The sequence below is a fragment of the Arthrobacter sp. TmtSoilC79 genome, from assembly GCF_059739405.1.
The window spans coordinates 2,329,439-2,342,851 of record NZ_AP046051.1 but is presented as its reverse complement, the minus strand read 5'-3'; the positions used below and the strand labels follow the sequence as shown (position 1 = coordinate 2,342,851).

13 protein-coding genes are annotated in these 13,413 nt (G+C 62.6%); 10 read left to right on the top strand and 3 right to left on the bottom strand.

The annotated features are described in order from the left end of the window. Positions 1–10: 10 nt before the first annotated feature. From uvrC to AC6JA3_RS10825, 10 genes are all read left to right on the top strand, one after another. A complete protein-coding gene (uvrC, locus tag AC6JA3_RS10870; RefSeq protein ID WP_347783383.1) occupies positions 11–2,026 on the top strand; it encodes an excinuclease ABC subunit UvrC in 2,016 nt (671 codons plus the stop codon). A gap of 121 nt (positions 2,027–2,147) precedes the next feature. Beyond that, a complete protein-coding gene (gene rapZ, locus AC6JA3_RS10865) occupies positions 2,148–3,071 on the top strand; it encodes an RNase adapter RapZ (RefSeq protein WP_026540620.1) in 924 nt (307 codons plus the stop codon). Further along, positions 3,071–4,087 carry a gluconeogenesis factor YvcK family protein gene (locus AC6JA3_RS10860; protein ID WP_026546773.1) on the top strand — a complete coding sequence of 339 codons (1,017 nt, stop codon included), beginning with the start codon at positions 3,071–3,073 and terminating at the stop codon, positions 4,085–4,087. The genes rapZ and AC6JA3_RS10860 overlap by 1 nt, the downstream gene beginning before the upstream one ends. A gap of 9 nt (positions 4,088–4,096) precedes the next feature. Further along, complete coding sequence (gene whiA / locus AC6JA3_RS10855; RefSeq protein ID WP_018777554.1) at positions 4,097–5,077, top strand: DNA-binding protein WhiA; 981 nt, start codon at positions 4,097–4,099, stop codon at positions 5,075–5,077. A 175-nt stretch (positions 5,078–5,252) separates the two neighbouring features. Further along, the gene (locus tag AC6JA3_RS10850; protein WP_026540622.1) at positions 5,253–5,876 is read left to right on the top strand and encodes a superoxide dismutase; all 624 of its coding nucleotides are present in this window, start codon (positions 5,253–5,255) and stop codon (positions 5,874–5,876) included. 271 nt (positions 5,877–6,147) lie between these two features. Continuing rightward, positions 6,148–7,158, top strand: coding sequence for a type I glyceraldehyde-3-phosphate dehydrogenase (gap, locus tag AC6JA3_RS10845; protein ID WP_024821016.1), 1,011 nt, complete (start codon positions 6,148–6,150; stop codon positions 7,156–7,158). Between the two features lie 9 nt (positions 7,159–7,167). Continuing rightward, on the top strand, positions 7,168–8,394 hold the full coding sequence (locus AC6JA3_RS10840; RefSeq protein ID WP_347783382.1) for a phosphoglycerate kinase: 1,227 nt from the start codon (positions 7,168–7,170) through the stop codon (positions 8,392–8,394). 73 nt (positions 8,395–8,467) lie between these two features. Continuing rightward, complete coding sequence (gene tpiA / locus AC6JA3_RS10835) at positions 8,468–9,283, top strand: triose-phosphate isomerase (protein ID WP_347783381.1); 816 nt, start codon at positions 8,468–8,470, stop codon at positions 9,281–9,283. A 36-nt stretch (positions 9,284–9,319) separates the two neighbouring features. After that, a complete protein-coding gene (gene secG, locus AC6JA3_RS10830) occupies positions 9,320–9,577 on the top strand; it encodes a preprotein translocase subunit SecG (RefSeq protein ID WP_017198454.1) in 258 nt (85 codons plus the stop codon). Between the two features lie 179 nt (positions 9,578–9,756). After that, the gene (locus tag AC6JA3_RS10825) at positions 9,757–10,155 is read left to right on the top strand and encodes an RNA polymerase-binding protein RbpA (protein ID WP_347783380.1); all 399 of its coding nucleotides are present in this window, start codon (positions 9,757–9,759) and stop codon (positions 10,153–10,155) included. Here AC6JA3_RS10825 and pgl read toward each other — a convergent pair. Genes pgl through zwf form a run of 3 tightly spaced genes read right to left on the bottom strand, consistent with a single transcriptional unit; the run spans position 10,108 to position 13,410 of the window. Then, positions 10,108–10,926, bottom strand: coding sequence for a 6-phosphogluconolactonase (gene pgl / locus AC6JA3_RS10820; RefSeq protein ID WP_043432177.1), 819 nt, complete (start codon positions 10,924–10,926; stop codon positions 10,108–10,110). The genes AC6JA3_RS10825 and pgl overlap by 48 nt on opposite strands. After that, positions 10,916–11,857: a glucose-6-phosphate dehydrogenase assembly protein OpcA gene (locus tag AC6JA3_RS10815; RefSeq protein WP_026540626.1), complete on the bottom strand. Its 942-nt coding sequence runs from the start codon at positions 11,855–11,857 to the stop codon at positions 10,916–10,918. The genes pgl and AC6JA3_RS10815 overlap by 11 nt, the downstream gene beginning before the upstream one ends. Then, the gene (gene zwf / locus AC6JA3_RS10810) at positions 11,854–13,410 is read right to left on the bottom strand and encodes a glucose-6-phosphate dehydrogenase (RefSeq protein ID WP_026546777.1); all 1,557 of its coding nucleotides are present in this window, start codon (positions 13,408–13,410) and stop codon (positions 11,854–11,856) included. The genes AC6JA3_RS10815 and zwf overlap by 4 nt, the downstream gene beginning before the upstream one ends. Positions 13,411–13,413: the final 3 nt, after the last annotated feature.

The window sequence follows — 13,413 nt, the reverse complement described above, 5'->3', positions numbered from 1 at the left end:
GACTGGAAACGTGGCAGATCCAGCAAGTTACCGGCCCCAAACGGGTGAGATTCCCACCACCCCAGGCGTCTATCGGTTCCGCGACCCCCATGGCCGGGTCATTTACGTGGGCAAAGCAAAGAACCTGCGGTCAAGGCTCAATTCGTACTTCGCCAATCCGGCAGGGCTTCTTCCCAAGACCCATGCCATGGTCCATGCTGCCAGCAGCGTTGAATGGACAATGGTGGGCAGCGAGCTCGAATCGCTGCAGCTGGAGTACACCTGGATCAAGGAATTCAAGCCGCGCTTCAACGTGGTTTTCCGGGACGACAAAACCTACCCTTACCTCGCGGTCACCATGGGGGAGAAGTACCCCCGGGTGCAGGTCATGCGTGGCGAGCGGCGCAAGGGCACCAGGTACTTTGGGCCGTACACCGCCGGAGCCATCCGCGAAACAATGGACACCTTGCTGAGGGTCTTTCCCGTGCGCAGCTGCAGTGCGGGTGTCTTCAAGCGTGCCGAATCCAGCGGGCGCCCATGCCTGCTCGGCTACATCGACAAATGCTCGGCCCCTTGCGTTGGCCGTGTGAGTGCCGAAGAACACCGGGACCTTGCTGAAGACTTCTGTTCGTTCATGGGCGGTGAAGCGAAACGCTTCATCGGCCGCTTGGAGAAGGACATGGCAGCGGCCGTCGCCGAGCTCGACTACGAGCGCGCTGCCGGCCTCAGGGACGACATCATCGCGCTCAGGAAAGTCTTCGAGCGAAACGCCGTGGTTCTTGCCGAAGACACCGACGCTGACGTCTTCGCCCTCCACGACGACGAACTGGAGGCTTCCGTACAGGTGTTCCACGTCCGCGGCGGCCGGGTCCGGGGGCAGCGCGGGTGGGTTGTCGAAAAGGTCGAGGACGCCACCACTCCGGAGTTGATCGAGCACTTGCTGCAGCAGGTCTACGGCGAGGACAGCGAGGTCCAAGGCCGGATCCCCCGGGAAGTCCTGGTCCCGGAAACGCCCAGCAACCATGCCGAACTTACCCAGTGGCTTGGCGGACTGCGCGGGGCCAAAGTGGACATCCGCGTGCCCCAGCGCGGTGACAAGGCCGCCTTGATGTCCACCGTGCGCGAAAATGCGGAGCAGGCCCTCAAGCTGCACAAAACCCGCAGGGCAGGCGACATCACCGTACGGTCAGTGGCACTCCAGGAGCTGCAGGAAGCCTTGGAGATCCCTGTTCCCTTGCTGCGCATTGAATGTTTCGATATCTCCCATGTCCAGGGCACCAATGTTGTGGCCTCCATGGTGGTAGTGGAGGACGGGCTGCCCAAAAAGGCCGACTACCGGAAGTTCTCCATTACGGGAGCGGCAGCAGCGGACGATACCGCGGCCATGCACGACGTCCTGACCCGTCGGTTCAGGCACTACCTGACGGACAAAGCTGCCCAGGTGCCCGTGGTCTCGGGCGAAATCGTCAACCCCACACGTGCCGGGGCCAAGAGCGGCGCCGACGGGCCGCCGTCGGACCCCACCATGCCTGCCCCCAAGGCCAAGTTCGCCTATCCGCCCAACCTGGTAGTGGTGGACGGCGGCCAGCCGCAGGTCAACGCCGCCAAGCGTGCGCTGGATGAACTGGGAATCGACGACGTCTACGTGGTGGGCCTGGCCAAGAGGCTGGAGGAAGTATGGCTTCCGGACAGCGACTTCCCGGTGATCCTGCCGAGGACTTCGCAGGGCTTGTACCTGCTTCAACGGATCCGTGACGAAGCACACCGCTTCGCCATCACCTTCCATCGGCAGAAGCGAGGGAAGGCCATGACGGTGTCCGTCCTGGACGGCGTGCCGGGCCTGGGTGAAGCCAAGCGCAAGGCCCTGGTGGCGCACTTCGGCTCGCTGAAAAAGATCAAAGCGGCCTCGGTCGAGGAACTTACCTCTGCCAAGGGAATCGGCCCTGCGCTGGCAGCTGCCGTGGTCCAGCATCTGGGTTCCACCGAGGACTCAGGAACCACAGCACCGGCGATCAACATGACCACCGGCGAAATCCTTGAATCTTAGCTAGGGTTAGAACCTGGCCGATGGCCGCATCAGCGGTCACCGGTGCTTGAACACGTCGAACGTGCGCGCAGTTCCACGATGCGCACGGCACGGACCACTTCCGAGGAAACGGGGACAACTGATGGATGAGGCAACACCGGGGGCCGGAACGGAGCATGACGGCCTCACGCCCGTCAAGCCCCCGGAGGCGGAACTGCTGGTTGTCACCGGCATGTCCGGGGCAGGCCGCAGTACGGCCTCGGACGCCCTGGAAGACCACGGCTGGTACGTGGTGGACAACCTCCCGCCGCAGATGCTCGGCACCTTGGCCGAAATTGTCTCCCACGCCCCCAAATCCATTCCCAAGCTGGCCGTGGTGGTGGATGTCCGCAGCAAGGACCTCTTCACCGACATCCAGACAGCGCTGGGTGCACTCAGTGCCAGCGGCATCACCTTCCGGGTGCTGTTCCTCGACGCCAACGACGAAGTCCTGGTCCGCCGTTTCGAGCAAGGCAGGCGTCCGCACCCCCTGCAGGGTGGCGGCCGGATCCTGGACGGCATAGGGATCGAGCGCGAGGTCCTGAGGGAACTGCGGGAGCATGCCGACGTCGTGCTGGATACGTCCGATTTCAACGTCCACGGCCTGGCAACAGCCATCACCGAGCTCTTCAGTGACACCGGCCCGGTTACCCTCCGATTGAACGTCATGAGCTTTGGATTCAAGTACGGCCTCCCAGTGGATGCCAACTTCGTAGCCGACGCCCGTTTCATTCCCAATCCGCATTGGGTTCCGAAACTTCGGCCCCACACCGGCTTGGATGAGGACGTCAGCAACTACGTCCTCGGTGCCGATGGCGTGCACGAATTCGTGGACAGGTACGTCCGGGCTTTGGAGCCGGTGCTGGACGGCTACCGCCAGGAGAACAAGCACTACGCCACCCTGGCTGTTGGCTGCACCGGAGGCAAGCACCGTTCGGTGGCAGTCGCCGTCGAGCTTTCAAAGCGTTTGGCGCAGTATCCACGCGTGACAGTCACCACCACCCACCGCGACCTGGGACGCGAATAGTGGGGGTCCTTACCGGGCCGCTTCCCCTTATTCCGCCCAAGGGTGTCCCCGGCAGCCAGCAAAAGAAGAGCCCCTCAGTGGTTGCCCTTGGTGGCGGCCACGGGCTGGCGGCGTCGCTCTCGGCATTGCGCTTGCTCACCTCGGAGCTCACGGCAATCGTTACGGTAGCGGACGACGGCGGCTCTTCCGGGCGGCTTCGCGAAGAGTACGGTGTCCTCCCGCCCGGTGACCTGCGGATGGCGCTCAGCGCATTGTGCGACGACACCGACTGGGGACGTACATGGCGTGACGTCATGCAGCACCGCTTCAATGCCGGATCCGCCAAAGGTGGCTCCCTGGACCACCACGCCATGGGCAACCTGCTGATCGTGACCCTCTGGGAGCTTTTGGGAGACACAGTGGCCGGCCTGAAATGGGCTGGAGCATTGCTCGGAGCCAGGGGCCAGGTCCTCCCCATGTCCAGTGTTCCCCTCACCATCGAGGGAAAGGCACACGTCGGGCTTCCCGGAGGCGGGCAGGAACTCAGGACTGTCCGGGGCCAGGCAAAATGCGCTGTTGCCGGCAAGCTCGAAGAGGTCAGGCTGTTGCCGGAGGACGCACCTGCCTGCACCGAAGCCCTGACGGCCATCGAGCTGGCTGACTGGGTTATTTTGGGACCCGGCTCCTGGTACACCTCGGTGCTGCCGCATTTGCTGTTGCCCGAGCTCCGCCAAGCACTCGGCGACACCGCTGCCAAACGCTGCCTGACCATGAACCTGGATGTCGAAACCAAGGAAACCTCGGGCATGACAGCCGCGGACCACCTGGACGTCCTGCGCCGCTATGCCCCGGAGTTCAGCGTCGATGTTGTCCTCGCCGATCCCGCCGCGATCCAGGACCTTAAGGCATTTGAGAAGGCCGCCGGGATGATCGGCGCCGAAGTGGTGTTGGGTAGAGTAGGGGCGTCGAGGCGCCGCCCCGTCCACGATCCATTGCTGCTGGCAGCGGCGTACCACGATATTTTCGGGAACAGTTAGGAATACGCGATGGCACTTACTGCGTCGGTCAAGGACGAACTGTCCCGGCTGGACATCAAGAAATCTTCGGTCCGCAAGGCAGAGGTTTCGGCAATGCTGCGCTTCGCCGGCGGCTTGCACATCATTTCGGGCAGGATCGTTATTGAAGCCGAGGTTGATCTTGCCTCGACGGCGCGTCGCCTCCGTGCCGCAATAGCCGAGGTCTACGGCCACCAGAGCGAAATCATCGTCGTCTCCGGCGGCGGCCTCCGCCGCGGAAGCCGCTACGTTGTCCGCGTGGTCCGCGACGGCGAGGCCCTCGCCCGGCAGACCGGACTGCTGGATGGGCGGGGACGCCCGGTCCGTGGACTGCCATCAGTAGTGGTCAACGGCTCGGCTGCCGATGCCGAGGCTGTATGGCGGGGAGCCTTCCTCGCACATGGATCGCTGACGGAGCCAGGGCGTTCCTCTTCGCTGGAAGTGACCTGCCCCGGACCCGAGTCCGCACTGGCGCTTGTGGGAGCTGCCCGCCGCCTGGGCATCCAGGCCAAGGCCCGGGAGGTGCGCGGAGTCGACCGTGTGGTGATCCGGGACGGAGACACCATTGCAGCCCTCCTCACCCGGATGGGGGCACATGACGCCCTCATGGTCTGGGAGGAGCGGCGCATGCGCAAGGAAGTCCGGGCCACTGCCAACAGGCTGGCAAACTTTGACGACGCCAACCTGCGTCGCTCGGCACAAGCCGCCGTAGCCGCCGGCGCCCGGGTGGACCGGGCCTTGGAGATTCTTGGCGACGACGTTCCGGACCACCTCAAGTACGCAGGCGAACTCCGTGTAGCCCACAAGCAAGCCAGCTTGGATGAACTCGGACGCCTGGCCGATCCACCGATGACCAAGGACGCCATCGCGGGCCGTATCCGCCGGCTCCTGGCCATGGCGGACAAACGCGCCCTTGACCTTGGCATCCCGGGCACTGAGGCAAATGTGACTCCGGAAATGATGGACGAGTAGTCCGCACCCATAGAATCGAAAATGCGAAGAGGAAATACTGCGAGGCCACCCAGGGTTGTTCCCGGTGGAGGCAAGAGCGAAGCTTCTTCGCCAAGGATTTCCGGCCGGTCCGCTGGCCGGATGACATAACGAGAGTTACCAACCCGGACGTCAGTCCACTACATTGGAGGATTTCGTGACAGAGTACGTTCTGCCCGAGCTCGGCTACGACTATGCAGCACTCGAGCCGCACATTTCGGCAAAGATCATGGAGCTGCACCACAGCAAGCACCATGCTGCTTACGTTGCAGGCGCCAACAATGCCCTTTCCCAGCTGGCAGATGCCCGCGAGAAGGGTGACTACGCCAACATCAACCGTCTCTCCAAGGACCTCGCGTTCCACACCGGCGGACACATCAACCACTCCGTTTTCTGGAACAACATCTCCCCGGACGGCGGCGACAAGCCCGAAGGCGAGCTCGCTGCTGCGATCGATGATGCTTTCGGTTCGTTCGACGCCTTCCGTGCGCAGTTCAGCGCCGCGGCTCTCGGTTTGCAGGGTTCCGGCTGGGCTTTCCTGGCATACGAGCCCATCGGCGGCAACCTCCTCATCGAGCAGCTTTACGATCAGCAGGGCAACGTTGCAGTGGGAACCACTCCGCTGCTGATGCTGGACATGTGGGAGCACGCCTTCTACCTGGACTACGTCAACGTCAAGGCTGACTACGTCAAGGCCTTCTGGAACATTGCCAACTGGGCCGACGTCGCCAAGCGCTTCGAAGCCGCACGCACCAACGCCACGGGCCTCATCGTCCTCTAGTTGGTGAGCTCCGGTTCACGCCGATGTAACAAAAGTCACTTTTAGCGTGAATTCGGGCCAAATGCTGGAAAGCCTGCCTCCGCAGTTGCGGGGGCAGGCTTAGTTAAACGTAAGATGGATCACGGAAGGCGGTTAGCCTTCAGCAACGTGGCTGGTCGCCCTCCGATCTGATAATCACCTCTGCCCAAAGACGTGCGGGGTCTGTTAGTTGGAAATTATTTATCCGACTCACTAGGCGTGCTTGCAAGAGCACCAAGGAGATTGACACATAGTGACCACCCGTATTGGTATCAATGGCTTCGGCCGCATCGGCCGCAACTACTTCCGCGCAGCACTGGCCCAGGGCGCAGACCTTGAGATCGTCGCAGTCAACGACCTCACCAGCCCCGAGACGCTCGCCCACCTCCTGAAGTACGACTCCGTCGGTGGACGCCTCGCCCAGACCGTGGAAGTTGTCGATGGAAACCTGGTAGTCGACGGCAAGTCCATCAAGGTCCTTGCAGAGCGCGATCCCGCCAACCTTCCGTGGGGCGAACTGGGCGTTGACATCGTGATCGAGTCCACCGGTTTCTTCACCAAGGCTGCTGCCGCGCAGAAGCACATTGATGCCGGAGCCAAGAAGGTCCTCATCTCGGCACCTGCCAGCGACGAAGACATCACCATCGTCATGGGTGTCAACCACGAGCTCTACGATCCCGCAGCGCACAACATCATCTCCAACGCTTCCTGCACCACCAACTGCCTCGGCCCGCTGGCCAAGGTAGTGAACGACGCCTTCGGCATCGAGCGTGGCCTCATGACCACGGTCCACGCCTACACGGCGGACCAGAACCTCCAGGACGGCCCCCACGGTGATCTCCGCCGCGCCCGTGCTGCTGCGATCAACATGGTTCCCACGTCCACCGGCGCGGCCAAGGCAATTGGCCTGGTCCTCCCGGAGCTCAAGGGCAAGCTGGATGGCTACGCCATCCGCGTTCCGGTGCCCACCGGTTCCGCTACCGACCTCACGGTCACGGTTTCCCGCGAAGTCACGGTCGAGGAAGTCAACGCAGCCGTCAAGGCCGCAGCTGAGTCCGAGCAGTGGGCCGGCATCCTCTCCTACACGGATGCCCCCATCGTGTCCTCGGACATCGTTGGAGACCCTGCTTCGTCGATCTTCGACTCCGGCCTTACCAAGGTCATCGGCAACCAGGTCAAGGTTGTTTCCTGGTATGACAATGAGTGGGGTTACTCCAACCGCCTCGTTGACCTCACGGAGCTCGTCGCATCCAAGCTGGGCTAGGGTAGACACATGACATCTCACACCCTCAACGAACTCATCGCTGAAGGTGTCCGCGGGCGGTACATTCTGGTCAGAAGTGACCTGAATGTGCCGCTCGACGGCTCTAAGGTGACCGATGACGGCCGCATCAAGGCCTCGCTCCCGGTCCTCAAGAAGCTCTCGGACGCCGGTGCCCGCGTGCTCGTAACCGCCCACCTGGGACGCCCCAAGGGCGCACCTGACGAGAAGTACTCCCTGAAGCCTGCTGCAGACCGTCTCACGGAACTTGCGGACTTCCGGGTGCAACTCGCAGCAGACACGGTTGGTGACTCCGCCAAGGAGCTCGCAGCCGGACTCCAGGACGGTGACGTCCTCGTCCTCGAGAACGTCCGCTTCGATGCCCGCGAAACCAGCAAGGACGACGCCGAGCGCGGCGCCTTCGCTGATGAGCTGGTTGCACTGACGGGCAGTAACGGCGCTTACGTGGACGACGCCTTCGGCGCGGTCCACCGCAAACATGCCAGCGTCTATGACGTAGCCACCCGGTTGCCGTCGTACCTCGGCGACCTCGTGCACACCGAAGTCGAAGTTCTTCGGAAGCTCACCACGGATACACAGCGTCCATACGTCGTGGTTCTGGGCGGTTCCAAGGTCTCGGACAAGCTGGCAGTGATCGAGAACCTCCTGGGCAAAGCGGACACCATCCTCGTTGGCGGCGGCATGCTCTTCACATTCCTTGCCGCAGCAGGCCACAAGGTTGCCGGAAGCCTCCTGGAGGAAGACCAGATCCCCGTGGTCCAGGACTACCTCCAGCGGGCCTCAGCAGCGGGAACGTCGTTCGTGATCCCCACCGACGTCGTAGTGGCGAGCCGCTTTGCCGCTGACGCCGAACACGAGGTCGTCAAGGCCGACGCCATAGAGGGCAGCGCTTTCGGCGCTTCCGGCATTGGCCTGGACATCGGACCCGAGTCTGCTTCCGCATTCGCAGCCCACGTCGAGGGGGCAAAGACCGTCTTCTGGAACGGCCCCATGGGTGTCTTCGAATTCGAAGCCTTCTCCAGCGGTACGCGGGCAATTGCCCAGGCGCTGACCGATACCGTGGCGTTCACCGTCGTAGGCGGGGGCGATTCAGCCGCGGCTGTCCGGACCCTGGGTTTCGAAGACTCACAGTTCGGACACATCTCCACCGGCGGTGGCGCAAGCCTGGAATACCTTGAAGGCAAGGAACTTCCGGGACTGAGCGTCCTCGACCGCTAAGTACCAGACGGCCGGCAGGACGCTTTGCGTCCTGCCGGCCGTTCCATATTTCGACGCATTCTTTGGAGTTCATGTGACTACCTCTGCCAATGGCAAATTTGTCCGTAAGCCCTTCATCGCCGGCAACTGGAAGATGAACATGGACCATGTCCAGGGCATCACCCTGCTGCAGAAGCTTGCCTGGACGCTCTCCGACGCCAAGCACGACTACAACCGTGCCGAAGTCGCTGTCTTCCCGCCCTTTACGGACCTCCGAGGCGTTCAGACGCTGGTACAGGGCGACGACCTCGAGGTCGTCTACGGTGGCCAGGACCTCTCGCAGTTTGACTCCGGAGCCTACACCGGTGACATCTCAGGCCAGTTCCTCAGCAAGTTGGGTTGCGCCTACGTCCTGGTGGGCCACAGTGAGCGCCGCACCATCCACAACGAGTCCGACGAAGTACTGAACGCCAAGGTCAAAGCTGCGTTCCGCCACGGCGTAACCCCCGTCCTCTGTGTTGGCGAAGGCCTCGAGGTCCGCCAGGCAGGAACGCATGTGGAGTACACCCTCGCCCAGTTGCGCGCGGGCGTGGAGGGACTCACCGCCGAGCAGGCCGCAGACCTCGTCGTTGCCTACGAGCCCGTCTGGGCCATCGGTACCGGCGAAGTAGCCGGACCGGAAGATGCACAGGAAATGTGTGCGGCCATCCGTGCTGAGCTTGCCGAATTCTTCGACGAGACCGTCGCGGAGAAGACCCGCCTTCTCTATGGAGGTTCCGTCAAGGCAAACAACGCAGCGGCCATCATGGCCGAAAAAGATGTTGACGGATTGCTTGTGGGTGGCGCGAGCCTGGACCCCGCTGAGTTTGCTAACATTGTCAGGTTCGAGAGCCACCTCGTCACGGACTAGTCCGGCTCCCGTTTTCCGCTTCTTCGAAAGGCCGTCGTGGACGTTCTTCAAGTCATTCTGCAGATCCTGCTGGGAATCACCAGCCTTCTGCTGACGCTGCTCATCCTCCTGCACAAAGGACGTGGGGGCGGTTTGTCCGACATGTTCGGTGGCGGAATGAGCTCCGGATTGAGTTCGTCCGGCGTAGCCGAGCGCAACCTGAACCGCTTCACCATCATTCTCGGTATCACGTGGGGCGTTGTCATCATCGGCCTTGGCCTGATCATGCGCTTCACCTCGGGCGGCGACTCCTAGTCGCCAACCGGCACCAGCCGGCCGAGAACAAAGGGAGCGGTTCCAGAACGGAACCGCTCCCTTTGTTGTGAGCCGGCCATTTCTACTGCCTTTGCAGGGACTCCCGCATTAGACTGGCCTTGTTGGCCGTAAGGCCTGCGGGCCGTGACGGCCGACCACCGAGTCGCTAGGGGTTCGATATGGTTCATGGCACGCCAGGATACCGGGGTACCCGCGTAGGTGTAGCCCAAGGCTCACCACCGAGAAATCACAGCGACCACGGCGGGGGCGGGACGCAATTGCCCCGTATGCGGGTCCACTATTGGTGCGCAAAAGGACACGAAACACAGCTTGTTTTCCTGAAGCTCCCGGATGACCAGATCCCAAGGACCTGGGATTGTCCCAAATGTGGTCTTCCTTCTTCGCGTGATCCCGGTCATCCGGCCGCGGCCGCGCCGGTGGATGACCTCTATAAATCCCATCTGGATTACGTTAAAGAAAGACGCTCCAGCCAGGAAGCCGAAGTTGTCCTGGCCGGAGCGTTGGAGCGCCTACGCTCCCGCGGGGTCCTTCCGGACCAATTGCTGGGGGACCCGTGATGCCGCGTTTTCGTCGATAAGCCACAAGGTCCGCGAACGACCAACAGGACCTGCAGCCGGTACCTGGACGGGATTGGCTCCGGCCAACGCCAAACCGACAGCGCCGGCTTTGTCCTCACCGGCAACAACCATCCAGATTTCCTGGGCAGTGTTAATGGCGGGCAGCGTCAGGGAAATACGCGACGACGGCGGCTTGGGTGAGTTTTCCACCCCCACCACCGTGCGCTTCTTCTCACGGATGCCGGCCTGTTCGGGAAACAGCGACGCGACGTGCGCGTCCGGACCCACTCCAAGAAGCAGGACATCGAAGCGCGGCAGGACGCCAGGCTCTTCAGAACGGTCATCTGACATGTCAGCCGCATGCTCGGCCTCGGCTGCCGCCTTCAGCTCCTCGGCATAGGCTGAGGCCGCTTCGTCAGCAGTTGCGAAGTGATCGGTCGAACCCGGCTCGTGGATACGCGCAGGATCCACCGCAAGGTGTGCCAGGAGGGCCTGGTGTGCCTGACGGGTATTCCTGTCCTCGCTGTCCGCTGCAACGAAACGTTCGTCCCCCCACCAGAAGTTAACCTTTGACCAGTCGACTGCCGGCGCTGCGGCCGAATCGGCCACCGCTTTCAGCGTTCCAATGCCGACTGTACCGCCGGTCAGGACAACCGTAGCCTCGCCGTGTTTGTCCTGGACGTCCACGAGCTTGGTAATAAGGCGGGCCGCGATGGCGGCCATCAACACCTTGGAGTCGGGATGGATGCTAACTCTTGGCTCAGCGTGCACTGGTCTGGACTCTCCTCTGGCTGGTAAGTGGCAGTCCCATCGTAATCACTTCTCCGAAGACTTCGTCCGGGTCAAGTCGGCGAAGCTCTTCAGCAAGGCAATCCTTCAGGCTTCGCCGCGGGAGGGTGATACGTTGCGCCGGCTGCCCGGGCTGCGTCAACTCCGCCACCGACAGGCCGGGACGGAAGAGTTGGACGTCACCGCTGGCGCGGGTGAGCCGGACTCGACGGATGCCGGTCCCGGCAGGGTCCGCCACGATCGTCACAGGAGCCTCCAGCGCCAGGCTGAGCCAGGCGGCCAGCAGCAGCGTGCTGGGGGAGTCGGAGGCACCCTCAACGGCAACCGCGGAGACGGGGTCACTGTCCACCTGGTCGAAGACAGCGGCGAGTTGCATGCGCCAGTTGGTCAGGCGGGTCCACGCGAGGTCGGTGTCGCCTGCCTTGTACGTTGCCCGGATGTTCTCCAGAGCCAGGCGGGGGTCAGGTTCGTTGGCCGAATCGGTGATGCGTCGGTGGGCGATCCGGCCAATGGAGGTCTCGCAGGCGCTTTCCGGTGCTCCGTGCGGCCACCAAGCCACGATCGGGGCGTCCGGCAGCAACAGGGCTGCCACCAGTGATTCGCTCTCATGGGCCATGTGCCCGTGACCCCGGAGCACGATGACCTCGGACGCGCCGGCGTCGCCGCCAACACGGATCTGGGCATCCAGGCGATCCGGTCCCTCAACGCCGGCGTCAGCAAGGACGATGATCCGGCAGGGGTGTTCCCGGCTGGCTTCGTTGGCCGCCTCGATGGCCTCTTCTTCCTGCCCGGACTTGGTCACCACCACCAGCGTCAGCACACGGCCCAAGGCGATCACGCCGCCTTGCTCGCGCAGGGACATGATCTTCTTGGAGATCTTTGAAGTAGTGGTATCGGGAAGATCTACAATCATGGCCTTCTCCAGGTTCGTCCGTCGCGGGCCAGCAGGGCATCGGCTGAAGCCGGACCCCAACTGCCGGGCGCGTAGGGTTGCGGTTGTTCATCCAGTCCGGCCCAGTATTCCTCGAACGGGTCAAGGATCTTCCAGGACAACTCGACTTCCTGGTGGCGCGGGAACAGCGGCGGTTCGCCCAGGAGCACGTCCAGGATGAGGCGTTCGTAGGCTTCGGGGCTGGATTCGGTAAAGGAGTGTCCGTAGCCGAAGTCCATGGTGACATCGCGGACTTCCATCTGCGTCCCCGGAACCTTTGAACCCAAACGGATCGTGGCACCCTCGTCGGGCTGGACACGGATCACCACGGCATTCTGGCCGAAGTCGTCCTCGCCATGGTCACGGAACAATAGATTCGGTGCCCGTTTGAACACCACCGCGATTTCAGTCACGCGGCGGCCCAACCGCTTACCGGCGCGCAGGTAGAACGGCACACCATTCCAGCGGCGGGTATTGATATCCACCCGGATCGCAGCAAACGTCTCAGTCTTCGAATCAGCAGGAATGCCGTCCTCGTCCAAATACCCGAGGACTTCCTCACCGCCCTGCCACCCACCGGTGAACTGGCCACGGGCTGAATGCGTGGACAGGTCATCAGGCAGCTTGACCGCAGCGAGGACCTTTTCCTTTTCCGCCCGCAAATCATCGGCATTGAACGAGATCGGTTCTTCCATGGCCGTCAACGCCAGCAACTGCAGCAAGTGGTTCTGCAGGACGTCACGGGCAGCACCCACGCCGTCGTAATAGCCTGCACGCCCGCCCGTCCCGATGTCCTCGGCCATGGTGATCTGGACATGGTCTACGTAATTGGCGTTCCAGAGCGGCTCGAACAACTGGTTCGCGAAACGCAGCGCCAGGATGTTCTGCACCGTCTCCTTGCCCAGGTAGTGATCGATCCTGAACACCGCATCAGCCGGGAACACCGATTCGACGATGTCGTTCAGCTGACGGGCAGACTCCAGGTCGTGACCGAACGGCTTCTCGATCACCACACGACGCCATTGCCCCGGCTTCGCCTGTGCCAGGCCGTGCTTGGAGAGCTGGCGGCAGACCTGCTCGAACGCCTTCGGCGGGATCGACAAATAGAAGCCATGATTCCCACGGGTGCCACGGGTCTCATCCAGCTCATCGAGGACATCGCCGAGACGCTCGAAAGCATCGTCGTCGTCGAACTCGCCCTGAACAAAACGGATACCCGAAGCCAACTGCTCCCACACCGCTTCATCGAACTTCGTCCTGGCGTGAGCCTTAACGTTTTCCTTCACCTCAGCGGCGAATTCAGCGTTGTCCCAGTCGCGGCGCCCGAAGCCAACCAAGGCAAAGCTCGGCGGCAAAAGACCACGATTGGCGAGGTCATAGACCGCCGGCATGAGCTTCTTACGGGCAAGGTCGCCGGTGACTCCGAAGAACACCAACGACGACGGCCCGGCAATGCGGTTCAGGCGCCGGTCCCGCGGATCCCGCAAAGGATTCCGCAGACCGGCGTTTTTCCTGCCGTTTTCAGTTTCTGGCATGTT

Bases quoted from the DNA above. Each gene is read 5' to 3' on its own strand.
- rapZ (WP_026540620.1), top strand. From the start codon at position 2,148: ATGGATGAGGCAACACCGGGGGCCGGAACGGAGCATGACGGCCTCACG.
- whiA (WP_018777554.1), top strand. From the start codon at position 4,097: ATGGCACTTACTGCGTCGGTCAAGGACGAACTGTCCCGGCTGGACATC.
- AC6JA3_RS10840 (WP_347783382.1), top strand. From the start codon at position 7,168: ATGACATCTCACACCCTCAACGAACTCATCGCTGAAGGTGTCCGCGGG.
- AC6JA3_RS10825 (WP_347783380.1), top strand. From the start codon at position 9,757: ATGGTTCATGGCACGCCAGGATACCGGGGTACCCGCGTAGGTGTAGCC.
- AC6JA3_RS10815 (WP_026540626.1), bottom strand. From the start codon at position 11,857: ATGATTGTAGATCTTCCCGATACCACTACTTCAAAGATCTCCAAGAAG.
- zwf (WP_026546777.1), bottom strand. From the start codon at position 13,410: ATGCCAGAAACTGAAAACGGCAGGAAAAACGCCGGTCTGCGGAATCCT.